The 21,411-nt window shown below is 70.1% G+C and carries 20 protein-coding genes; 3 read left to right on the top strand and 17 right to left on the bottom strand.

Annotation, left to right across the window (positions count from 1 at the left end; genetic code table 11):
- Window positions 1-26: 26 nt before the first annotated feature.
- Entirely contained in the window at window positions 27-611 is a 585-nt protein-coding gene (pyrR, locus tag AB0I52_RS20280) for a bifunctional pyr operon transcriptional regulator/uracil phosphoribosyltransferase PyrR (protein ID WP_363074414.1), read from the bottom strand.
- Between the two features lie 221 nt (window positions 612-832).
- Between pyrR and bldD the strand changes: the two genes are divergently transcribed.
- Window positions 833-1,333, top strand: coding sequence for a transcriptional regulator BldD (bldD, locus tag AB0I52_RS20275; RefSeq protein WP_014157378.1), 501 nt, complete (start codon window positions 833-835; stop codon window positions 1,331-1,333).
- Between the two features lie 167 nt (window positions 1,334-1,500).
- Here bldD and nusB read toward each other — a convergent pair whose 3' ends face one another.
- From nusB to AB0I52_RS20210, 13 genes are all read right to left on the bottom strand, one after another.
- A complete protein-coding gene (nusB, locus tag AB0I52_RS20270; protein WP_207315353.1) occupies window positions 1,501-1,932 on the bottom strand; it encodes a transcription antitermination factor NusB in 432 nt (143 codons plus the stop codon).
- 2 nt (window positions 1,933-1,934) lie between these two features.
- Window positions 1,935-2,501, bottom strand: a complete 567-nt coding sequence (gene efp / locus AB0I52_RS20265; protein WP_024490947.1) for an elongation factor P — start codon at window positions 2,499-2,501, stop codon at window positions 1,935-1,937.
- Window positions 2,502-2,551: 50 nt separating this feature from the next.
- Complete coding sequence (locus AB0I52_RS20260) at window positions 2,552-3,658, bottom strand: aminopeptidase P family protein (protein ID WP_363074412.1); 1,107 nt, start codon at window positions 3,656-3,658, stop codon at window positions 2,552-2,554.
- Between the two features lie 81 nt (window positions 3,659-3,739).
- The gene (locus AB0I52_RS20255; protein ID WP_363074410.1) at window positions 3,740-4,636 is read right to left on the bottom strand and encodes a Pro-rich N-terminal domain-containing protein; all 897 of its coding nucleotides are present in this window, start codon (window positions 4,634-4,636) and stop codon (window positions 3,740-3,742) included.
- Window positions 4,637-4,775: 139 nt separating this feature from the next.
- Window positions 4,776-5,216 carry a type II 3-dehydroquinate dehydratase gene (aroQ, locus tag AB0I52_RS20250; protein ID WP_329617346.1) on the bottom strand — a complete coding sequence of 147 codons (441 nt, stop codon included), beginning with the start codon at window positions 5,214-5,216 and terminating at the stop codon, window positions 4,776-4,778.
- Window positions 5,213-6,847, bottom strand: a complete 1,635-nt coding sequence (gene aroB, locus AB0I52_RS20245; protein WP_363074408.1) for a 3-dehydroquinate synthase — start codon at window positions 6,845-6,847, stop codon at window positions 5,213-5,215. Before aroB ends, aroQ begins: the two co-directional genes overlap by 4 nt.
- Window positions 6,844-8,028 carry a chorismate synthase gene (aroC, locus tag AB0I52_RS20240; protein ID WP_363074406.1) on the bottom strand — a complete coding sequence of 395 codons (1,185 nt, stop codon included), beginning with the start codon at window positions 8,026-8,028 and terminating at the stop codon, window positions 6,844-6,846. Before aroC ends, aroB begins: the two co-directional genes overlap by 4 nt.
- Before the next feature lie 145 nt (window positions 8,029-8,173).
- Window positions 8,174-9,010 (bottom strand): shikimate dehydrogenase, encoded by an 837-nt coding sequence (locus AB0I52_RS20235; protein WP_363074404.1) that lies wholly within the window; start codon window positions 9,008-9,010, stop codon window positions 8,174-8,176.
- Window positions 8,997-10,889 (bottom strand): endolytic transglycosylase MltG, encoded by a 1,893-nt coding sequence (gene mltG, locus AB0I52_RS20230; RefSeq protein ID WP_363074402.1) that lies wholly within the window; start codon window positions 10,887-10,889, stop codon window positions 8,997-8,999. Before mltG ends, AB0I52_RS20235 begins: the two co-directional genes overlap by 14 nt.
- A gap of 96 nt (window positions 10,890-10,985) precedes the next feature.
- Complete coding sequence (gene ruvX, locus AB0I52_RS20225; RefSeq protein WP_362964879.1) at window positions 10,986-11,459, bottom strand: Holliday junction resolvase RuvX; 474 nt, start codon at window positions 11,457-11,459, stop codon at window positions 10,986-10,988.
- Window positions 11,460-11,467: 8 nt separating this feature from the next.
- On the bottom strand, window positions 11,468-14,146 hold the full coding sequence (gene alaS, locus AB0I52_RS20220; protein ID WP_363074400.1) for an alanine--tRNA ligase: 2,679 nt from the start codon (window positions 14,144-14,146) through the stop codon (window positions 11,468-11,470).
- Window positions 14,146-14,499, bottom strand: coding sequence for a DUF6167 family protein (locus AB0I52_RS20215; protein WP_363074398.1), 354 nt, complete (start codon window positions 14,497-14,499; stop codon window positions 14,146-14,148). The genes alaS and AB0I52_RS20215 overlap by 1 nt, the downstream gene beginning before the upstream one ends.
- Window positions 14,500-14,506: 7 nt before the next feature.
- Complete coding sequence (locus tag AB0I52_RS20210) at window positions 14,507-14,947, bottom strand: DUF948 domain-containing protein (protein ID WP_363074396.1); 441 nt, start codon at window positions 14,945-14,947, stop codon at window positions 14,507-14,509.
- Window positions 14,948-15,198: 251 nt separating this feature from the next.
- On the opposite strand from AB0I52_RS20210, the gene AB0I52_RS20205 reads away from it, so the two are divergent.
- Window positions 15,199-17,439, top strand: coding sequence for an AAA family ATPase (locus tag AB0I52_RS20205; RefSeq protein ID WP_363074394.1), 2,241 nt, complete (start codon window positions 15,199-15,201; stop codon window positions 17,437-17,439).
- Between the two features lie 18 nt (window positions 17,440-17,457).
- On the opposite strand, the gene rpsD is transcribed toward AB0I52_RS20205, so the two are convergent.
- Complete coding sequence (gene rpsD / locus AB0I52_RS20200) at window positions 17,458-18,072, bottom strand: 30S ribosomal protein S4 (protein ID WP_073737536.1); 615 nt, start codon at window positions 18,070-18,072, stop codon at window positions 17,458-17,460.
- Between the two features lie 188 nt (window positions 18,073-18,260).
- On the opposite strand from rpsD, the gene AB0I52_RS20195 reads away from it, so the two are divergent.
- On the top strand, window positions 18,261-18,962 hold the full coding sequence (locus tag AB0I52_RS20195) for a DUF2470 domain-containing protein (protein ID WP_363074392.1): 702 nt from the start codon (window positions 18,261-18,263) through the stop codon (window positions 18,960-18,962).
- A gap of 25 nt (window positions 18,963-18,987) precedes the next feature.
- On the opposite strand, the gene AB0I52_RS20190 is transcribed toward AB0I52_RS20195, so the two are convergent.
- Both AB0I52_RS20190 and AB0I52_RS20185 read right to left on the bottom strand, forming a co-directional pair.
- Entirely contained in the window at window positions 18,988-20,370 is a 1,383-nt protein-coding gene (locus tag AB0I52_RS20190; RefSeq protein WP_363074390.1) for a replication-associated recombination protein A, read from the bottom strand.
- 74 nt (window positions 20,371-20,444) lie between these two features.
- The gene (locus AB0I52_RS20185; protein ID WP_363074388.1) at window positions 20,445-21,080 is read right to left on the bottom strand and encodes a vitamin K epoxide reductase family protein; all 636 of its coding nucleotides are present in this window, start codon (window positions 21,078-21,080) and stop codon (window positions 20,445-20,447) included.
- Between the last annotated feature and the right edge of the window lie 331 nt (window positions 21,081-21,411).

Raw genomic sequence — 21,411 nt, 5'->3', positions numbered from 1 at the left:
GGCAGGTGAGCCGTACGGATGCGCAGCTACTGCTCGACCGCCGGGGCGGCCCGCCCGACGCCGAGCAGCACGGCGTCGCGGCCGTCCTCCTCGTCGAGCTGGACCTTGACCGTCTCCCGCAGCGACGTGGGGAGGTTCTTGCCGACGTAGTCGGCGCGGATCGGGAGTTCGCGGTGTCCGCGGTCGACGAGGACCGCGAGCTGCACCGCGCGGGGCCGGCCGATGTCGCCGAGCGCGTCGAGCGCGGCACGGATCGTACGGCCGGAGAAGAGGACGTCGTCGACGAGAACGACCAGGCGGCCCTCGATGCCCTCGCCGGGGATCTCGGTGCGGGCCAGGGCCCGTGCCGGGTGCATCCGCAGGTCGTCGCGGTACATGGTGATGTCGAGAGAGCCGACCGGCATCTTCCGGCCGGTGATCTCTTCGAGCTTGTCGGCGAGCCGGCGGGCGAGGAAGACGCCCCGGGTCGGGATGCCGAGAAGTACCACGTCGTCGGCGCCCTTGGCGCGTTCGACGATCTCGTGGGCGATGCGGGTCAGTACTCGGGCGATGTCGGGAGCCTCGAGAACGGGGCGTGCCGCATTGCCGGTGGCGTCGTGCTGTGCGTCCATAAGAAACGGACCTCCTTCTCCGCCTCACTGGACGGATCTTAAAGGACGTCGAAATTGCGTCATCCACGTTACCAGGGCTCGTACAGGGCCTTCGCAGCACCCCCGGGAGGTACCGGTCCGAACCGTTCAGCTTGACGCACCCAAGTAACGCTGCGTAACCTCACAGTGAGTTACCAGCCACGCGGCGGAGCCGCGAAACGTTCCAGCGTCCCGGGAGCCTTATGTCCAGCGAATACGCAAAGCAGCTCGGGGCCAAGCTCCGTGCCATCCGCACCCAGCAGGGCCTCTCCCTCCACGGCGTCGAGGAGAAGTCCCAGGGCCGCTGGAAGGCCGTCGTGGTGGGTTCGTACGAGCGCGGCGACCGTGCCGTGACCGTACAGCGCCTCGCCGAGCTGGCCGACTTCTACGGTGTCCCCGTGCAGGAGCTCCTGCCCGGCACGACACCCGGCGGCGCCGCCGAGCCGCCGCCGAAGCTCGTCCTGGACCTGGAGCGCCTCGCCCACGTCCCGCCGGAGAAGGCCGGACCCCTGCAGCGCTACGCGGCGACGATCCAGAGCCAGCGCGGCGACTACAACGGCAAGGTGCTCTCGATCCGCCAGGACGACCTGCGCACGCTCGCCGTGATCTACGACCAGTCGCCGTCCGTGCTCACGGAACAGCTGATCAGCTGGGGCGTGCTGGACGCGGACGCGCGTCGCGCGGTCGCCCACGACGAGGGCTGAGCCCCCCAGCAGAAACGTACCGCCGGATCGGCGGGGCCCTTTCCCGGATGCCCCGCCGCTCCGGCGTTCCTGTTTTCCGGGGACCACCCGGCGGTCGGGCCGGAGCACGACGAAGGGCCCCCGGTCTGTCGACCGCGGGCCCTTCGTCGGCTGAGCGCCGCCGGCGGCTACTGCTCCCGGCGAAGGTTCGGCTTGAGGTCCTTGAAACGGGCCAGCAGGCCGTTCACGAAGGACGGGGAGTCGTCGGTGGAGAACTCCTTGGCGATCTGGACCGCCTCGTCGATCACCACCGCGTCCGGGGTCGCGTCCACCCAGATCAGCTCGTACGCACCGAGCCGCAGGATGTTCCGGTCGACGACCGGCATCCGGTCGATCTCCCAGTCCACCGCATAGGTGATGATGAGGTCGTCGATCCGGTCCGCGTACTGCGCGTACCCCTCGACAAGCTCCATCGTGTACTCGGTGACCGGCGGCTGACGGGTGTCGGACCGCGAGTGCCGCACCCAGTCCGCGAGGACCGTCTGCACGGACTCACCGCGCTGGTCGGCCTCGAAGAGGATCTGGAAGGCACGCTTGCGGGCCGTATTCCGGGCAGCCACGGTTAGCTGTTCACCCGGCCGAGGTAATCGCCCGAGCGGGTGTCGACCTTGATCTTCTCACCGGTCGTGATGAAGAGCGGGACACCGATCTCGTAACCGGTCTCCAGCGTGGCGGGCTTGGTGCCACCGGTGGACCGGTCGCCCTGGACGCCCGGGTCCGTGTGCTGGATGACGAGCTCGACGGCGGCCGGCAGCTCGACGTAGAGCACCTCGCCCTCGTGCTGCGCGACGGAGGCGGTGAAGCCCTCGATCAGGAAGTTGGCGGCGTCGCCGACGGACTTGCGGTCGACCATCAGCTGGTCGTACGTGTCCATGTCCATGAAGACGAAGTACTCGCCGTCCATGTACGAGAACTGCATGTCGCGTCGGTCAATGGTGGCCGTTTCGACCTTCACACCGGCGTTGAACGTCTTGTCGACGACCTTGCCTGAGAGCACGTTCTTGAGCTTGGTGCGCACGAAGGCAGGGCCCTTGCCGGGCTTGACGTGCTGGAACTCGACGACGGACCAGAGCTGGCCTCCGTCGAGCTTGAGCACCAGGCCGTTCTTGAGGTCGTTCGTGGAAGCCACGGTTGCGGAATCTCCTGGACTGAAGCTGGTGGAACGACCGAGGATGCGCGCTAGAGCGCGAGCAGCTCCTTGGTCGTAATGGTGAGTAGCTCGGGTCCGCCGTCCGCCTCGGGGCGCACGACGAGCGTGTCATCGATCCGGACCCCGCCCCGGCCCGGGAGGTGGACCCCGGGTTCGACAGTGACCGGCACACAAGCGTCCAGTTTACCCATGGCCGCAGGTGCCAGTTGCGGGTCCTCGTCGATTTCGAGCCCCACTCCGTGCCCGGTCCGGACCGGGAGGCCCTCACCGTGGCCCGCGGAGTCCAGGAGGTGGCGGGCCGCACGGTCCACGTCGCGGTAGGCGGCACCGGGCACAAGTGCCTCCCGTCCAGCCCTCTGAGCGGCGAAAACCAGGTCGTAGAGGTCGATCTGCCAATCGGCCGGAGCCGTTCCGATGACGAAGGTGCGGCCGATCTCGCACCGGTAGCCGCGGTAGTTCGCACCGAGGCAGACGGAGAGGAAATCTCCTTCCTCCACCCTTCGGTCCGAGGGCCGGTGACGGCCCCGGCCGGAGTTGGGGCCGGTGGCGACGGAGGTGGCGAAGGCGGGACCGTCAGCGCCGTGGTCCACCAGCCGGCGCTCCAGTTCCAGCGCGAGGTGCCGTTCGGTGCGGCCGACCAGGATCGATTCGAGGAGTTCACCGAGCGCCTGGTCGGTGATCTCGGCGGCGATCCGCAGGCAGCCGATCTCTTCCTCGTCCTTGACGATGCGCAGTTGCTCGACGGTGACCCCGAGGTCGGCCAGCCGGAGCTTCGGAGCGACCGCGCCCATGGCCCGGTGCCGGGCCACCGTCAGATCGTGCTCCTCGACGGCCAGGGACTCCGCACCGCGGGAGGTGGCCAGGTCCGCGGCGGCGACCACCGGATCGCCGCCGGTGACCGACAGCAGGTCCACCCGGAGCTGTTCATCGGTACGTCCGTCGGCCGGGTCAGCGGTCGGGGGACGCGGGCAGAGCAGAACATCCTCGTCGGGGCCGAGCAGCAGCACGGCGCCCGGGGGCGCTCCCCCCGCCAGGTAGCGGACATTGGCGGGGCGGGAGACCAGGGCGGCCGCGGATCCGACGGCGGCGCACCGGTCGCGGAGCAGCCCGCGGCGGACGGCGTACACCTCTGACATGCATCGAGCGTACGAGCGCGGACGCGGGCCCGCGCGGTCAGCGCACCCGACCGGGGGGGGCGGCGCGGCGGGCGGCGGTGGCTACCAGGCCGGGGGGCTGGCTATGGAACGGGCGAGTATGTCGTCCAGGACGCGGGCGGTGGTCTCCACGTCGTACGTCGAGTTGTCGATGATCGGCAGCCCGGAGCCGTACCAGCCGGCCATCCGGCCGTGGATCCGGGCGACCTCCTCGTCCGAGAGGCGCCGGTTGCCGCTGCGGGCGGCGTTGCGCTCCAGGACGACCTCCAGGCCCGGCAGCAGGACGACGGGCAGCAGCCCGGGGCCGACGTGGCGCTTCCAGCCGCCGAGGCCGACCACGGGGCGGTCCGGGAAGACCGCGTCGTCGAGGATGCAGGAGATCCCGTTGGCCAGGAAGTTGCGCGCGGCGAATCCGCAGGTGCGGCGGGCCAGCCGGTACTGGGCCTCCGACTGGTCGTTCCACCCCGCCTGCGGGTCCGCGAAGCCGGAGCAGACCCACTCGCGGACGTCGTCGAGGCTGACGTGGGCGGTGGGGACCCGGCGGCGGCCGGCCCAGAGCTTGGCCACAGTGGTCTTTCCGGCGCCTGCCGGGCCGATCAGGAGCACGGCGAGGGTCGCGGTGCCGGTCCCGGGCTCGGCGGGCGGTGCGGGCAGCGGTACGGGCCCGCCGGGCGGCAGCTGGACGTGCCCGGTGGTCTCCCTGGAGACCGGCGCGGGCGCCTGGTGCGGTGCGGGCCCGCTCCAGCCCTGGTTCTGCCCCTGCCGGGCGGGCGGCGCTGCGGGGTGGCCGGCCGGGGGCGGCGGGGCCGGGCGGTTCGACGGGGGCGGGCCCGGGGGGCCGGCCGGGGGTGGAAACGGCGGACCGGGGTGGCCGGGGTGCTGGGCTTGGTGCGGCCGGCCGACGAGCCCGTTTCCGGGTCCCTGGGGCGGCGGCAGCGGTGCCCCCACTGCGTGCTGCATCCGGTGGCACTCCGTCTCGTACAGGCAACTGGCGCTGGTGGAACGGCAACCGTACCGTCCCCGGCCGCCACAGAGGGAACGGCCGGGGGCGGTGCGGAGTGCCCCGCCGGCCAAGTCGGCCGTCCGGTGCGACGGTTCGTCAGTCCGTCAGCTCGTCCGCGAGAGCGCGCAGGGCGAGCCGGTAGGAACCGATGCCGAATCCGGCCACGGTCCCGGTGGCGACCGGTGCGACCACGGAGTTGTGGCGGAATTCCTCCCGCGCGTACGGGTTCGAGATGTGCACCTCGATCAGCGGGGCGGTGCGCTGGGCGGCCGCGTCCCGCATTCCGTACGAATAGTGCGTGAAGGCACCCGGGTTGAGAACGACCGGAATTGAACCGTCCGCGGCCTCGTGGAGCCAGCGGATCAGCTCCCCCTCGTCGTTGGTCTCCCGGACGTCGACGTCGAAGCCGAGCTCCTTGCCGAGGGTGCGGCAGGTGTCGACGAGTCCGGCGTACGAGGTCGCTCCGTAGACATCGGGCTCGCGGGAACCCAGCCTGCCCAGGTTCGGCCCGTTGAGCACGAGGACCCGGCGGGTCACGCGGACACCTCCCCGTAGGCGGCGAGCAGAACGGCCGGGTCGGGCCCCTCAAGGACGGTGGGCTTGCCGAGGGCGTCCAGGACGATGAAGCGCAGCAGGTCGCCGCGGGACTTCTTGTCGACCTTCATGTTCTCCAGCAGCTTGGGCCACTGGTCGCCGCGGTAGGTGAGCGGCAGTCCGACGGACTCCAGGACGGCGCGGTGCCGGTCGGCGGTCGCGTCGTCCAGGCGTCCGGCGAGCCGGCCCAGTTCGGCGGCGAAGACCATGCCGACCGAGACGGCCGCGCCGTGCCGCCACTTGTAGCGCTCGTTCTTCTCGATCGCGTGGGCCAGTGTGTGGCCGTAGTTGAGGATCTCGCGCAGCCCGGACTCCTTGAGGTCGCTGGAGACGACCTCGGCCTTGACCCGGATGGCGCGCTCGATCAGCTCGGAGGTGTGCGGTCCGGCGGGCGAACGGGCGCCCTGCGGGTCCGCCTCGACGAGGTCGAGGATCACCGGGTCGGAGATGAAGCCGGCCTTGATGATCTCGGCCATGCCGCTGACGTAGTCGTTGACCGGCAGCGAGTCGAGGGCCGCGAGGTCGCAGAGCACTCCGGCCGGCGGGTGGAAGGCGCCGACGAGGTTCTTGCCCTCGGCGGTGTTGATGCCGGTCTTGCCGCCGACGGCCGCGTCCACCATGGCGAGCACGGTGGTGGGTACGGCGATCCAGCGCACCCCGCGCAGCCAGGTCGCCGCGACGAACCCGGCGACGTCCGTGGTCGCGCCGCCGCCCACGCCGACGATGACGTCGGTGCGGGTGAAGCCGGTCTGGCCGAGCGCCTTCCAGCAGTACGCCGCGACCTCGACGGTCTTGGCCTCCTCGGCGTTCGGCAGTTGGATGGCGATGGCCTCGTAGCCCTGGTCGGCGAGGTCCTGGCGGACCGCCTCGCCGGTGCCGGCGAGTGCCTCGGGGTGCAGGACCGCGACGCGCTTGACGCGGTCACCGATGAACGTGGGCAGCTCGCCGAGGAGCTGGCGCCCGATCACCACCTCGTACGGGTCGGTGCCCGCGCTGCCGGCGACCTGGATGCGTGTGGGGCCCTGATCGGTCATCGTTGCGTTCTCCCGGCCGGACGACGGCGCGTCCGGCAGTTCCAGTGCGTCGAGGACCGCCTGGGCGACCTCGTCCGGTGTGCGCTCGTCGGTCGCGACGACCGCGCGGGCCACGTCCGTGTAGAGGTGGCGGCGGGCCTCCATGAGTTCGCGCCACTGTCGGCGCGGGTTCACGGCGAGCAGCGGACGCGCGGTGTTCAGCCCGACCCGCTTCACCGCCTCGTCGACGTCCATCGAGAGATAGACGACGGCATGGCCGGCCAGCAGGGCTCGCGTCGTCTCGTCGAGGACGGCGCCCCCGCCGAGCGAGAGCACACCCGTGTGCTCGGCGACCGCGTCCCGGACGGCCCGGCTCTCCAGCTCTCGGAACCGCTCCTCGCCCTCGTCGTAGAAGATCTCCGCGATCGGCTTCCCGGCCGTGGCGACGACATCCGCGTCGGTGTCCCGGTAGGTGGTGCCGAGCCGTCCGGCGAGCAGCTCACCGACGGTGGACTTGCCGACGCCCATCGGGCCGACGAGAACGACCAGCGGGGCGCTCATCGGATCTGCAGGTGGTCGAGGTACGACTGCACATTGCGGTGGGTCTCGGGGACGCTGTCGCCGCCGAACTTCTCCGCGACCGCGTCCGCGAGCACCAGCGCAACCATCGCCTCGGCGACGATCCCGGCGGCCGGAACGGCACAGACGTCGGAGCGCTGGTGGTGGGCCTTGGCGGGTTCACCGGTCACCACGTCGACGGTGGCCAGGGCCCGCGGCACGGTCGCGATGGGCTTCATCGCGGCCCGCACGCGCAGCAGCTCACCGGTACTCAGCCCGCCCTCGGTGCCGCCGGCGCGGCCGGAGGCGCGCTTGATGCCGTCCTCGGTCACCAGGATCTCGTCGTGCGCCTGCGATCCCGGCACCCGGGCCAGATCGAAGCCGTCACCGACCTCGACGCCCTTGATGGCCTGAATCCCCATGAGCGCGGCGGCGAGGCGGGCGTCGAGGCGGCGGTCCCAGTGCACGTGCGAACCGAGGCCGACCGGCACTCCGTACGCCAGCACCTCGACCACACCGCCGAGGGTGTCGCCGTCCTTATGGGCCTGGTCGATCTCGGCGACCATCTGCTTGCTCGCAGTGGCGTCGAGGCAGCGCACCGGGTCCGCGTCGAGCTTCTCGACATCGGCGGGGACCGGGTAGACGCCGTAGGGCGCCTTGGCGGCGGCCAGCTCGACCACGTGGCTGACGATCTCGATGCCGGCCGTCTCCTTGAGGTACGACCGGGCGACGGCCCCGAGGGCAACGCGTGCCGCGGTCTCCCGGGCGCTGGCGCGCTCCAGGATCGGCCGGGCCTCGTCGAAGCCGTACTTCTGCATGCCGGCGAGGTCGGCGTGACCGGGCCGGGGGCGGGTCAGCGGGGCGTTACGGGCCTGGGCGGCGAGTACGTCGGGGTCGACCGGGTCGGCCGACATGACCTGCTCCCACTTGGGCCACTCGGTGTTGCCGACCATCACGGCGACCGGCGAGCCCATGGTCAGGCCGTGCCGCACCCCACCGAGGAAGGTGACCTCGTCCTTCTCGAACTTCATCCGGGCGCCGCGGCCGTATCCGAGCCGCCGCCGGGCGAGCGCGTCCGCCACCATCTCCGTGGTGACCGGGACACCGGCGGGTAGACCCTCCAGCGTCGCCACCAGTGCGGGGCCGTGCGACTCCCCCGCGGTCAGCCAGCGCAACCTGCTCAACGGTGCTCCTCATGCTCGCGCCTGAAAATCCAACGGCGCGACCGGGTGCGCGGCCCTGGCCCGCCGCCCCCGATCCTCCCACGGACGGGGACGCCGCCCGGCCGCCGGTCCAGCAGACGGACGGGTCCGGCCGCCGGGAGCACGGTCAGCGGGCGGCCAGTGCCTGCTCGCCGGCCTGCCGCATGGCGGCGAGAGGCGCCGGCGTACGGTCCGTCATCTCCTCGACCTGGAGGACGGCCTGGTGCACCAGGAGATCAAGACCTCCGACGACTGCACCGTCGCGGGCCGCCCAGGCTGCTGCGAGCCCGGTGGGCCAGGGCTCGTACAGCACGTCGAAAAGCGTGCCGGGAGCCTTCGGTACCGATTCCGTCAGCGCGTCGGTGGCCCCCGCCGGAGTGGTCGCGATGACCAGCGGGGCCCGCAGGGCCTGCTCGGCCTCCGCCCAGTCGGCGATGCGGACGTCGACGCCGAGCCGTTCGCCCCAGCCGCGCATCTCGTCACCGCGTCCCCGGCTGCGGACGTAGGCCGTGACCGGTCCCGTGCAGATCTCGGAGAGGGCGGCGAGGGCGGAGGAGGCGGTGGCTCCGGCGCCGAGGACGGCCGCGGACTCCGTCTTCTCGACGCCCCGCTCGCGCAGGGCGGCAATCATGCCGGGGATATCAGTGTTGTCACCGACCCGCCGGCCGCTCGCGGTGAGGACGACCGTGTTGACGGCTTCGACCGAGGAGGCGGTCTCGCTGATCTCGTCCAGCAGGGGGATGATCGCCCGCTTGAGCGGCATGGTCAGCGAGAGCCCGGCCCAGGACCCGTCCAGCCCCTCGACGAACCCGGGCAGCCCGGCTTCGTCGATCTCGAAGCGGTCGTAGGACCAGTCGTCGAGGCCGAGTGCGGCGTACGCGGCCCGGTGCAGGACCGGGGAGAGCGAGTGGGCGATGGGCGAGCCGAGGACGGCTGCGCGGTGGCGCCCGTCAGCCGATGCCATGGATTTCATTGAATTTCGCTGTGAGAATCGCATGCTCCGCAGCCGTCTTGGTGAACTCGGTCTTCTTGCCATCGAGCGAGATGAAGAACATCCATCCGCCGGTAGTCGGACTGAGCGTCGCACGAAGGGCTTCGTCCCCGGGGTTACCGATGGGGCCGGGCGGAAGGCCGGCATGGTAGTAGGTGTTATAGGGATCCGGATTGCTCCGGATCTTCTTGAGGTTAATCTTGATCTCGCTCTGCTTACTTAGGTAATTGAATGCGGAGTCGAATTCGAGCAACCGGTTCGTCGCCGTGTTGTCAGGCTTCAGGCGGTTGTAAATGACTTCGGCCATCTTGCGGAAGTCGTCATGTGTGAGACCTTCCGCCTGGACCAGACTGGCCACGGTCAGCACCTGCCACGGTCCGTCCAGCTTGTACTTCTTGGCGGTTCCTTCGAGGTCGAGCTTCTTGTACTCGTCGTTGGACCGCGAGACCATCTTCTCAAGAATTGTCTCCGGCTTGGATTCCTTCGTCACCGGATACGCGGCCGGGTAGAGGAAGCCTTCCAGAGGGTCCTTGATGTCCTTGTTCTTACTCGCCCAGCCGGGCAGGCCCAGGTCGGACTTCTTGGACTTGGCGACGCCCTCGGTCGTGCCCTTCTTGAGGTCCAGCTTCTTGTCGATCATCGCGTAGACGGTGACGTTGCGGGTTCCCTCGGGGATCACCAGAAGGTTCTGGCTCTTCGGGTCGATCATCATCTTCAGGGCCTCGGCCGCGGACATCTTCTCGTGCAGGAGATAGACGCCGGCCTGGATCGACTTCCCCTTGGGGTCCTTGCTCTGCGCCGAGACGAAGGCGTCGACACTCTTGACCACACCCTGCTTCTTCAGGATGTTGGCGATGTCATACCCGTACGAGCCCTTGGGGATCTCGATCTCGACTGTTCCCGAGCCACTGCCCGCGTAGTCCTCCGCCGGGCCGAATTTGTCCTGGTAGTACGAGTAGCCGAAGTAGCCCACTCCGCCTACGCCGCCGACCATGACAAGAGAGATGACCAGGCAGGCGCAGCCGTTGCGCCCCTTCTTCTTCTTGCCCTTGCCCCGGCGCTCGTCCCCGCCTCCCCGGCGGGAGTCGCGGGGGTCGTCTTCGTCGTCGTAGTCGTCGTCCTTGCCGTCGCTGTCGTCCACGCCCGTGAAGAAGGGGTGGGTCTCCTCCGGCTGGACCTCGGGGTCCCAGTCGGGGTTCTGCGCAGGCGTCTGTTCGGGTGCTTCTTCGGGTGTTTGTTCGGGTGCTGCCTGGCGGCGGCCCGGAGGCTGCGGAGGCGGGTAGGCCTCGGGGGTGCCGTAGTAGTCGTTCGTCTCGCCGTAGCCGTACCCGGCGGCGGGCTGGCCCTCGTACGGCATCGCGGCCGACTGCTGGCCGGTGTCCCAGCCACCGTTATAAGGAGGCTGCTGGGCGTACGGGTCCTGCTGGGCGCCGTACTGGGGCTGCTGCTGGTACTGCTGCTGAGCGTAAGGATCCTGCTGGTGCTGCTGCGGGTATGAATCCTGTTGCTGTTGCTGTTGCTGCTGCTGCTGCGCGTACGGGTCGTGCTGCTGCGGAGGCTGGGCATACGGGTCGTGCTGCTGGGCGTACGGGTCCTGCGGCTGCTGCTGCTGCTGCTGCTGCGCGTAAGGATCCTGCTGCTGGTGCTGCGCGTAATCCTGGTGCTGCTGCTGCGCGTACGGGTCCTGCGGCTGCTGCTGGGCGGCGTACGGGTCCTGCGGGTAGGGCTGCTGCTGGCCGCCGTACTGGCTCTGGCCGTGGGCAGGCTGCTGGCCTCCCCATCCCTGGTCCCCGTACAAGGGGTCCTCGGGATGCCACGGTTCGGAGCCGGGGCCCCGGCCATACTCAGTCATCGATCCCCTTGAGCCGCGAGACGACGTTCCGTCTCTTTGCTGTGCGGTGTTTGTTCGAACACCCGCCGCATCGCGCGGAACGTTACCGTATCGCGATCAGACAACCACTTCGACGCCCTCGCCGGGAGGATTGCCCGAAGCTCGTTCGGACTCCAGAGCGTTCTGAAGGATCACCACAGCGGCAGCCTGGTCAATGACGGACCGGCCTTTTTTGGACTTCACGCCCGATGCGCGCAGGCCCTGACTCGCCGTCACTGTGGTCATCCTCTCGTCCACCAAACGCACCGGAATGGGTGCGACCGCGCGGGCGAACACATCGGCGAAGGCGCGGACCTTGACCGCGGCCGGGCCCTCACCACCGCCCAGGGACCGGGGCAGACCGACGATGACCTCGATCGGCTCGTACTCCGAGACGATCTGGCCGAGCCGCCGGTGGGCGGCCGGGACATCGCGTCCCGGCACGGTCTCCACCGGCGTGGCGAGGATCCCGTCGGGGTCGCACGAGGCGACCCCGATGCGGGCGTCCCCGACGTCGATCGCCAGCCGGCGACCGCGGCGCATCTGCGTCATACCGGGCGTCACGCCGTCTCGGTGACGAGGCGTTCGACAGCGGCGACGGCGTCCCCGATGGCGTCCGGGTTGGTGCCGCCACCCTGGGCGACGTCCGGCTTGCCGCCGCCACCGCCGCCGAGCGTCTTGGCGGCGGTGCGGACCAGGTCACCGGCCTTGAGGCCGCGCTCGCGGGCGGCCTCGTTGGTGGCGATGACGGTCAGCGGGCGGCCGTTGGCCGTGGTGAACAGGGCCACGACGGCAGGCCGGCCGCCCTGGATGCGTCCGCGCACGTCGAGGACGAGCCTGCGCAGGTCGTCGGCCGAGGTGCCGTCCGGGACCTGGCCGGTGACCAGAGCGACGCCCCGGACGTCCTGAGCGGAGTCGACGAGTCCGGCGGCGGCCTGGAGGACCTTCTCCGCGCGGAACTTCTCGATCTCCTTCTCGGCGTCCTTCAGCTTGCCGAGCATCCCGGCGATCTTCTCCGGGAGCTCCTCGGGACGGCCCTTGACGAGCTCCTGGAGCTGGGCGACGACCGTGTGCTCCCTGGCGAGGAAGTTGTACGCGTCGACGCCGACGAGGGCCTCGATGCGGCGCACACCGGAGCCGATGGACGACTCACCGAGCAGCTTGACCAGGCCGAGCTGGGCGGTGTTGTGGACGTGCGTACCGCCGCACAGCTCCTTGGAGAAGTCGCCGATGGTGACGACCCGGACCCGCTCGCCGTACTTCTCGCCGAACTCGGCGATGGCGCCCTGCTTCTTGGCCTCGTCGATGGACATGACCTCGGCCTGGACGTCGAGCTCGCGGGAGAGCACGGCGTTGATCTTCTGCTCGACGTCGGTGAGGACCGTGCCGGGCACGGCGGCGGGCGAACCGAAGTCGAAGCGGAAGCGGCCCGGGGAGTTCTCGGAGCCGGCCTGGGCGGCCGTCGGGCCCAGGGCATCTCGCAGCGCCTGGTGCGTGAGGTGGGTGGCGCTGTGGGCGCGGGCGATGGCCCGGCGGCGGGAGTTGTCGATGGAGGCGAGGGCGGCGGCACCGACCGTCACCTCACCGACCTGGACGACACCCTTGTGGACGTGCACGCCGGGAACCGGCTTCTGGACGTCGCGGACCTCGATCACCGCGCCGGTGTCGAGGCGGATCCGCCCGGTGTCGGCGAGCTGGCCGCCGCCCTCGGCGTAGAACGGGGTGCGGTCCAGGACGACCTCGACCTCGTCGCCCTCGGAGGCGGCGGGCGAGGGGACACCGTCGACGAGGAGGCCGACGATCGTCGACTCGCCCTCGGTCGTGGTGTAGCCGGTGAACTCGGTGGCACCGGAGTTGTCGGCGACCTCGCGGTAGGCGGACAGGTCGGCGTGACCGGTCTTCTTGGCCCGCGCGTCGGCCTTGGCCTTGTCCCGCTGCTCCTGCATGAGGCGGCGGAACCCGTCCTCGTCCACGGACAGGCCCTGTTCGGCGGCCATCTCCAGGGTGAGGTCGATCGGGAAGCCCCAGGTGTCGTGGAGCAGGAACGCCTTGTCGCCGGCGATGACCCGGCCGCCGGCGGCCTTGGTCTCGGTGACGGCGGTCTCAAGGATGTTGGTGCCGCCCTTGAGGGCCTTGAGGAAGGCGGCCTCCTCGGCGAGGGCGACGGTCTCGATGCGCTTGCGGTCGGTGATCAGCTCGGGGTACTGCAGCCCCATCGTGTCGATCACGACGTCGACCAGCTCGGTGACGACCGAACCGGTGGCGCCCATCAGCCGCATGTTGCGGATGGCGCGGCGCATGATGCGGCGCAGCACGTAGCCGCGGCCCTCGTTGCCGGGGGTGACGCCGTCACCGATGAGCATGACGGACGTACGGATGTGGTCGGCGACCACGCGGAGCGAGACGTCCGTGGCCGTGTTGGCGGCGGAGCCGCCGTAAGGCACGCCGGTGAGCTCGGTGGCCTTGTCCATGACGACGCGCAGGGTGTCGGTCTCGTACATGTTCTGCACGCCCTGCAGGATCATCGCGAGGCGTTCGAGGCCGAGGCCGGTGTCGATGTTCTTGGAGGGCAGGTCGCCGAGGATCGGGAAGTCGTCCTTGCCGTCGCCGGCGCCGCGCTCGTACTGCATGAAGACCAGGTTCCAGATCTCCACGTACCGCTCGTCGTTGACGGCCGGGCCGCCCTCGGCCCCGAACTCGGGACCGCGGTCGTAGTTGATCTCGGAACAGGGGCCGCAGGGTCCGGGGACGCCCATGGACCAGAAGTTGTCCTTCTTGCCCAGGCGCTGGATGCGCTCGGCCGGCACACCGATCTTGTCGCGCCAGATCTGCTCGGCCTCGTCGTCGTCCAGATAGACCGTGATCCAAAGACGCTCGGGGTCGAGGCCGAAGCCGCCGTCCGCCACGGAGCCGGTGAGCAGCTCCCAGGCGTACTCGATGGCGCCTTCCTTGAAGTAGTCACCGAAGGAGAAGTTCCCGCACATCTGGAAGAAGGTGCCGTGCCGGGTGGTCTTGCCGACCTCTTCGATGTCCGGCGTACGGACGCACTTCTGCACGCTGGTGACGCGCGGGGCGGGCGGCTTGACCTCGCCGAGGAAGTACGGCTTGAAGGGCACCATGCCGGCCGGGACCAGCAGCAGAGTCGGGTCGTCCGCGATGAGCGACGCCGAAGGGACGACGGTGTGACCGCGCTCTTCGTAGAAGCTCAGCCAGCGGCGACGAATTTCAGCCGACTCCATCAGTGGTCCTCATTCCGGTTGTACGAGTTGTAGGGAAGCTTGCGGTATCTGGCGGGCGTCTTGCGCCCGTCGGGCTCCGCCGCCTCGACGGCGAAGTGGCGCCGCACGGGGAGATCGGGGTCGACCGGGGCTTCGAGGCCCAGTGCCTCGCCGAGTTCGGCTTCGCGTCTGGCCATGCCGTCGCGGACGTCGAGGGCGAAGTCCTTGAGCTTGTGACCGGCCACGACCGCCTTGTCGGCGGCCTGCGCCGCGAGGCTCTCGGGGGTCAGCTGCTTGATCTTCCGGTTGACCTTGGCGGTGGCCCAGACCCCGGCGGCTGCGCCGGCGGTGAACCAGAACGTACGGCGGAACATCGCTGCGTCAGTCCTTCGATCCGCGGGAGTTTCTGCCGTCGCGCTTCCTGCCACGCGCGGACGGCACGGTCCGGCCGACGATCACCGAGCGCCGGGAACGCGCCTCCGGTTCGGGAGCGGCCTTGCGGCCGATGGCCTGCCGGACGCCGTAGCCGAACGCCGCGACCTTGACCAGCGGGCCGCCGAAGGCCGAGGCGACGGTGGTGGAGAGCGCGGAGGCGTTGGAGGTGACCTCCTGGACGTCCGTCGCGATCGCGTCGACCTTGTCGAGCTGGGTCTGCGCGGAACGCACGGTCGCGGAGGCGTCGGCGAGCAGCGGGACGGCCTGTTCGGTCACGTCCGCCACGAGTCTGGTGGTCGCCCTGAGCGTCTGGGCGAGCCTCACCAGTACGACGGCGAGGAACGAAACCAGGATCGCCCAGAAGACGGCCACCAGGATCCCGGCCACCTCACCACCGGACACAGTGCACCGCTCTCTCTGGCTTGTCGTCTGTCTCTGTGTTGTTCGCTGCGTTGTTCGCTGCGCAGTTCTCTGGGTTGTTCTCTGCTTGCTCGGTGACGGCCTTCGTAGCAGCCCGTCACCGCCTCCGAGCCTATCGCGCCGGGCTCACACCCCGTACCGCATTACCGTTGGGCACGGCGGGAGTTCCTGCTACAAGATTGTACGGAGTGCTTTCGGCCCAGTACTCTGCGTGTTTCATGCGACGCTCTCAGCGCCCCTTCCCCTCCTCCGACGGTCCGGGTCCGCCGGCCACCACCCGCGGCGGACTCGCGCGCGGCCTTCCGGGCAATCTCCCGGCGGAACTGAACAGGTTCGTGGGACGTGACGACGAGTTGGCCGACCTCGCCGGACTCCTGGAGGAGTCCCGGCTCGTCACCGTCGTGGGGGTGGGCGGGGTCGGCAAGACCCGGCTGGCCACCAGGGCCGCCGCTCTGTTGGAGAAACGGTACTGCGACGGGGTCTGGCTGGTGGAGCTGTCCGCCGTCCACGATCCGGGGCTGCTGGAGCACGCGCTCGTCGACGCGCTGGGCCTCACCGATCACACCAACAGGCCGCCCCGCACGACACTCATCGAACACTGCGCCGGGCGCAGGCTCCTGCTGGTGGTCGACGGATTCGAACATCTCGTGGACGCCTGTGCGGAGTTGGTGCGGGATCTGCTGCGCCGGGCCCCTCGGCTCCGGGTGCTGGCGGCCGGCCGGCTGCCGATGGAACTCGACGGCGAGGCCACCTACCCGCTCGCGACCATGACCGGCGAGGACGCGCTCCGGCTCTTCGCGGAGCGGGCCGCCGCGGTGCGGCCCGAGTTCCGGCTGACCGAGCACAACCGGGGCGCGGCCCGGGAGCTCTGCCGGCGGCTGGACGGGATTCCGCTCGCGCTTGAGCTGGCGGCCGGGCGGCTGCGGGCACTGTCGACCGAGCAGGTGCTGGAGCGGCTCGACGACCGCTTCCGGCTGCTGACCGGCGGCAGCCGCAGCGCACTGGCCCGGCATCAGACGCTCCGCACGGCCATCGGCTGGAGCCACGAACTGTGCGCTCCGGAACAGCGGCTGCTGTGGTCGCGGCTCTCGGTCTTCGCCGGACAGTTCGATCTGGAGGCGGTCGAGTACATCTGCAGCGGTTCCGATCTGCCGGCCGACTCGGTGCTCGAAGTGCTCTCCGGGCTGCTGTCGCAGTCGATCGTGCTGCGGGAGGACTCACCGGCCGGTACCCGCTACCGGCTGCTGGACACGGTGCGCGAGTACGGCGCCGAGTGGCTGGCCGCCACGGGGGAGACGGAGCGCCTGCGCCGGCGCCACCGCGACTGGTTCCTGGGGCTCGCGACCTGGTGCGAGCTGGACTGGTTCAGCCCGCGGCAGAGCGAGGTCGCGGCCCGGGTGGAGAGTGAACTGCCGAATCTGCGGCGGGCCATGGAATGTTCGCTGGAGTGCCCGGACGAGGCGCATCTCGCCCAGTACCTGGCGGGCACGCTCTGGTTCCTGTGGGTCGGCTGCGGGCGGCTCTCGGAGGGGCGGCACTGGCTGGATCATGTGCTGGAGGAGGAGACCCCGTACGACTCCTCACGGCTGAAGGCGCTGTGGGTGCTCGGCTATGTCGCGGTGCTGCAGGGAGACCCGGTGGGGGCGATCGCGGCACTGACCGAGTGCCGGGATGAGGCGGAGCTGGCAGGTGACGCCACGGCCTCGGCGTACGCGTTGCACCGCACCGGCTGCCTGGCACTCGTCACGGACGACACGGCGCGCGCCCAGGAACTGCTGCACGAGGCGCTCGGCCGCTACCGGGAGCTCGGGGAGCTGAACAGCAACGTGCTGATGGCTCAGGTCGAGCTGGCGATGTCGGTCGGGTTCCGGGGGGAGCTGGACCGTGCGGCCACGATCTGCGAGGAGGTCCGGGACATCTGCGAGGACCACGGGGAGCGGTGGGCCCTCAGTTACGCGTTGTTCGTCCTGGCCTTCACCACGCTGGAGCTGGGCCGTCCGGCCCCCGCGCGGGAGCTCCTCGGGGAGTCGCTGTCCATCAGCCACGCCTTCCACGACCTGCTCGGCACGGTGCTCTCGCTGGAGCTGCTGGCGCTCGTCACGGTGGTCGAGGGCGACGCGGACGAGGCGGCGCTGCTCCAGGGGGCCGCCGAACAGCTCTGGCCATCGGTGGGACTGCCCCTGTTCGGTTCGGCGCACTACGGGGCGCCGCAGGCCCGGTGCGCGGAATTGGCCCGTCATGAGCTGGGCGAGGAGCGGTACATGTCGCAGCGGCGGGCCGGCGGAGTGCTGGGCGCGGACGCGGTGGTGGCCAGGGCGCTGGCCGGCCGGCCCGGACAACGGCGGAACGACGCGGACACCGGCGCACCGGAGACGCCGGGCCCGCAGGCCGCGGCCGGGAAGACGCGAAAGCCCGCCGCCTCCCCGGCTTCGGGAAGGGGCGGGCCTGAGCGCTGGTGAAGAGCGACTACGCCTGAATCAGCGGGCGTAGTACTCGACGACGAGCTGCTCGTCGCAGATCACGGGGATTTCCTTGCGGTTCGGGTCCCGGTCAAGGCGGAAGGCCAGGGCCTTCAGGTTCACCTGCAGGTAGCGCGGGGTCTCACCGTCGGTGTCGTAACCACCCTCGCGGGCAACCTGGAAGGGGTACTTCTCGCGGCTGCGCTCGCGGACCATCACGATGTTGTCGGGACGGACACGGAAGGACGGCTTGTCCACCTTGTGGCCGTCGACCTCGATGTGACCGTGCACGACCATCTGGCGGGCCTGGTAGATCGTCTTGGCGATGCCCGAACGCAGCACCAGCGCGTCGAGACGGCGCTCCAGCTCGACGACGAGCGCCTCGCCGGTCTTGCCCTCGGCCTTCTTGGCACGGTCGTAGGCACGCGCCATCTGGCGCTCGCTGATGTCGTACTGGGCGCGCAGACGCTGCTTCTCCAGCAGACGGACCTTGTAGTCCGAGTTCTGCTTGCGGCCGCGGCCGTGCTCGCCCGGCGGGTAGGGGCGGGCCTCGAAGTACTTGACGGCCTTCGGCGTCAGCGCAATGCCGAGCGCGCGGCTCTTCTTGACCTTGGGACGCGACTGATTAGGCACGTTCTCCAGACCTCCGTTGTAGGTTAGGTTAGGCTCACCTTACTCAAGGAGATCGCATGTCTCGCCCTGGGAACACCACACACGTCACGGACAGCACAGACAGCGGCAGCACACAGGAAAGTGCTGCTACGACGGTAGGCCGATCTGATCGTGGTCAGCCGCGTCCCAGCGGGCTTGAAAACACTCGGATGCCGTCAGCAGCCGAGCGCACACGAACTCTCGTACAGAGTACCTGCTCCTCGGCACTGCTCATCCCCGGCCTCGACTCAGCGGGCCCGGACCAGCTGATGCCCCTGTCGCGCAGCGTGGGTCCGGACGGGGATCTCTTCCTCGAATTCCCCGCGGATTCCCCGGCGGTGCGGGCCGCGACGCATGCTCGGGACGACGAGCTGACCGCTGTGCTGGAGATCACCGACGTGGCGCCGGTCTCCGTACCGCACCGCATCCGCGGCCGGGCCCGGGTCTTCGGCCGGCTCACCACCGTACCCGGCATGGCGGGCCCCGGCCGGATGCTGCTGCGGCTGGAGACGGGCGAGGCGTACGTCGATGACCTGTGGGGTGCGCAGAGCGTCGGGCCGCAGGAGTTCCGGGACGCGTCCGCCGATCCACTCGTCATCCACGAGGCGGAGCTGCTCCAGCACCTGCACGCGGCGCACGGGGAGCAGCTGGGGACGCTGTGCGGGCTGCTCGGCGAGCGGGCCCCGGCCGGGTGCCCGGCGCACCGGCCGGCCGTGGTGCCGCTCGCGCTGGACCGGCTCGGACTGCGGGTGCATCTGTGCGAGCGGGACGGCAGGTGCTTCGACGCGCGCTTCGAGTTCCCCGAGCCGGTGCGTGATGTGACCGAGCTGCGTCACGCCCTGCGCACGCTCTTCGAAGCGGCCGCGGGCTGAGGAGCCGGAGCCCCGGGGCCTCCGGCTATGTGCCGGACGGGCTCGCGTCGCCGTCGGTGTCCGTGCGGCCGAGCCGCTCGCGGACCCGGTCCGCCACGTCGGCGTACCGCGCCTCGGCTCCGTACCGGGTGGGCTGGTAGTAGCGCTTGCCGCGCACGGCGTCCGGGGCGTACTGCTGGGCGGCGATACCGCCGGGGACGTCATGCGGATAGACGTAGCCCTGCGCGTGCCCCAGCTTGGCGGCCCCCTTGTAGTGCCCGTCGCGCAGATGGGCCGGAACGGGGCCGGCCAGTCCCTTGCGCACATCCTCCTGGGCGGCGGAGATCGCCGTCGTCGCCGCGTTGGACTTGGGGGCGAGGGCCAGCGCGATCGTGGCGTGGCTGAGGGTGAGCGCCGCCTCCGGGAAGCCGATCATCGCGACGGCCTGGGCCGCCGCGACCGCGATGGGCAGCGTCGTGGGGTCGGCGAGACCGATGTCCTCGCTGGCCGAGATCATCAGCCGCCGGGCGATGAACCGGGGGTCCTCCCCCGCCTCGATCATCCGGGCCAGATAATGCAGTGCGGCATCGACGTCCGAGCCGCGGATCGACTTGATCAACGCGCTCGCCACGTCGTAGTGCTGGTCGCCGTCCCGGTCGTACTTCACGGCAGCGCGGTCGACTGTCTCCTCCAGGGTCAGGAGGGTGATCTCCCCGTCCCCCTTGGACATCGCCGCGCCGGCCGCCGCCTCCAGCGCCGTGAGCGCACGGCGTGCGTCGCCGCCCGCGATGCGCAGCAGATGCTCCTCGGCGTCCTCGGGCAGCGTCACCGCGCCGCCGAGTCCGCGCTCGTCGGTCAGGGCCCTGTGCAGCAGATCACGCAGGTCGTCGTCGGTCAGCGACTCCAGGGTCAGCAGCAGTGAGCGCGAGAGCAGCGGGGAGATGATCGAGAAATACGGATTCTCGGTGGTGGCCGCGATCAGTGTCACCCAGCGGTTCTCCACGGCCGGGAGCAGCGAGTCCTGCTGCGCCTTGGAAAAGCGGTGGATCTCGTCCAGGAAGAGGACGGTTTCCTTGCCGTAGCCACCGGTGGCGCGGCGGGCGCTCTCGATGACCGCCCGCACTTCCTTGACCCCCGCGGTGATCGCGGAGAGCTCGACGAAGCGCTTGTTGGTGGCCTTGCTGACCACGTACGCCAGGGTCGTCTTCCCGATGCCGGGCGGTCCCCAGAGGATCACGGACGAGGGGCCCGCCGGCCCCCCGCTCCCCTCGCCGACGAGGCGGCGCAGCGGCGAGCCCGGCTTGAGCAGATGCTGCTGGCCGACGACCTCGTCGAGGGTACGCGGACGCATCCGGACAGCGAGGGGGCTGCTGGACGGGTCCTTCTCCTGGCGGTCTTCGGCTGCTGCGGTAAAGAGGTCGGGCTCCACGTTTTGAAGCCTATGTCACCGCACTGACATCCCTGCCGGGGCCCGGTGCGACCCGGCGCCGGGGAGAGGGCCGGTCAGCTGGTCCAGAAGTCCCACCAGCGGGTCAGGATCAGCATGCCGATGATGCCGACCCACAGGACCGGGGGCACCCAGTGGAACTCGGTGAGCCCGTTGCGCAGCCAGTTGGGCGCGGGAATGATCCGGTGCCTGATGTTGTGCGTGGTGACGTAGCAGAACATGAGGATCGTGGCGACCCAGGCCAGGCAGCACCAGAGGCAGAGGGAGTTGATGTTGTACAGCGACTGGTACTGGAGCCAGGTGCAGAAGCCGACGCCGAACAGCGTGCCCGCGTTCATCCCCAGCCAGTACCAGTTGCGCAAGCGCGCTCCGGCGAGCAGTGCCAGGCCGATGCCGATGATCACGGGGTAGGTGGCCAGGCCGAGCATCGGGTTGGGGAAGCCGAAGGCTGCCGCCTGGTCGCTCTTCATGATGTTGCCGCAGGCCACCACCGGGTTGAGACTGCAGCCCGGAACGAAGTTGGGGTTCTCCGCCAGCTTGAGCTTGTCGATCGTGATGACCCACGCGGCGAGGAGTCCGGCAGCGCCCGTGATCACCAGCAGCAGTGCGAACGCACGACTGCCGCCGATGGTCCTCTTCCCGCCGTCCTCGTCCTGGTCGGATGAGGGATGGTCAACCGCTGCAGTCGTCATATCGCCGTTCCATCGCTGAGTAGCCTGCTGGGCACGGTCATTGTGCCGCACCGTTGCGCCGGTCTTCCGTTCGATGGACATAAAGAGGCGCGTAAAGATGCGCGGCGCGCGGGCCGGACTGCGCCGGAAAGAACACGGCCGCGGGGCTTCCACCGGGCTGTCCCGCCCGTGGCCGGGGGCCGGCCGTCCTCGGCGCTGTTCGGCCGGAATCGTCCGGCAGGATGAATCCGCGCCCGCCGGGTTGACGGTTCGGGCGCCCGCGGCGGAGCGGGCCGGGGCCGCGGACTCCGTCCGGTCGCGGGCGGCGGGAGCACCGCCCGCCCGCGACCGG

It is taken from the genome of Streptomyces sp. NPDC050423, assembly GCF_040655445.1.
Classification (GTDB): Bacteria; Actinomycetota; Actinomycetes; order Streptomycetales; family Streptomycetaceae; genus Streptomyces.
This window is presented reverse-complemented; position numbering and strand designations above follow the sequence as displayed.

Coding starts and splice junctions, on each gene's coding strand:
- pyrR (WP_363074414.1), bottom strand. CDS start 611: ATGGACGCACAGCACGACGCCACCGGCAATGCGGCACGCCCCGTTCTC.
- bldD (WP_014157378.1), top strand. CDS start 833: ATGTCCAGCGAATACGCAAAGCAGCTCGGGGCCAAGCTCCGTGCCATC.
- AB0I52_RS20260 (WP_363074412.1), bottom strand. CDS start 3,658: ATGTCAGAGGTGTACGCCGTCCGCCGCGGGCTGCTCCGCGACCGGTGC.
- AB0I52_RS20255 (WP_363074410.1), bottom strand. CDS start 4,636: ATGCAGCACGCAGTGGGGGCACCGCTGCCGCCGCCCCAGGGACCCGGA.
- aroB (WP_363074408.1), bottom strand. CDS start 6,847: ATGAGCGCCCCGCTGGTCGTTCTCGTCGGCCCGATGGGCGTCGGCAAG.
- AB0I52_RS20235 (WP_363074404.1), bottom strand. CDS start 9,010: ATGGCATCGGCTGACGGGCGCCACCGCGCAGCCGTCCTCGGCTCGCCC.
- mltG (WP_363074402.1), bottom strand. CDS start 10,889: ATGACTGAGTATGGCCGGGGCCCCGGCTCCGAACCGTGGCATCCCGAG.
- ruvX (WP_362964879.1), bottom strand. CDS start 11,459: ATGACGCAGATGCGCCGCGGTCGCCGGCTGGCGATCGACGTCGGGGAC.
- alaS (WP_363074400.1), bottom strand. CDS start 14,146: ATGGAGTCGGCTGAAATTCGTCGCCGCTGGCTGAGCTTCTACGAAGAG.
- AB0I52_RS20215 (WP_363074398.1), bottom strand. CDS start 14,499: ATGTTCCGCCGTACGTTCTGGTTCACCGCCGGCGCAGCCGCCGGGGTC.
- AB0I52_RS20205 (WP_363074394.1), top strand. CDS start 15,199: ATGCGACGCTCTCAGCGCCCCTTCCCCTCCTCCGACGGTCCGGGTCCG.
- AB0I52_RS20195 (WP_363074392.1), top strand. CDS start 18,261: ATGCCGTCAGCAGCCGAGCGCACACGAACTCTCGTACAGAGTACCTGC.
- AB0I52_RS20185 (WP_363074388.1), bottom strand. CDS start 21,080: ATGACGACTGCAGCGGTTGACCATCCCTCATCCGACCAGGACGAGGAC.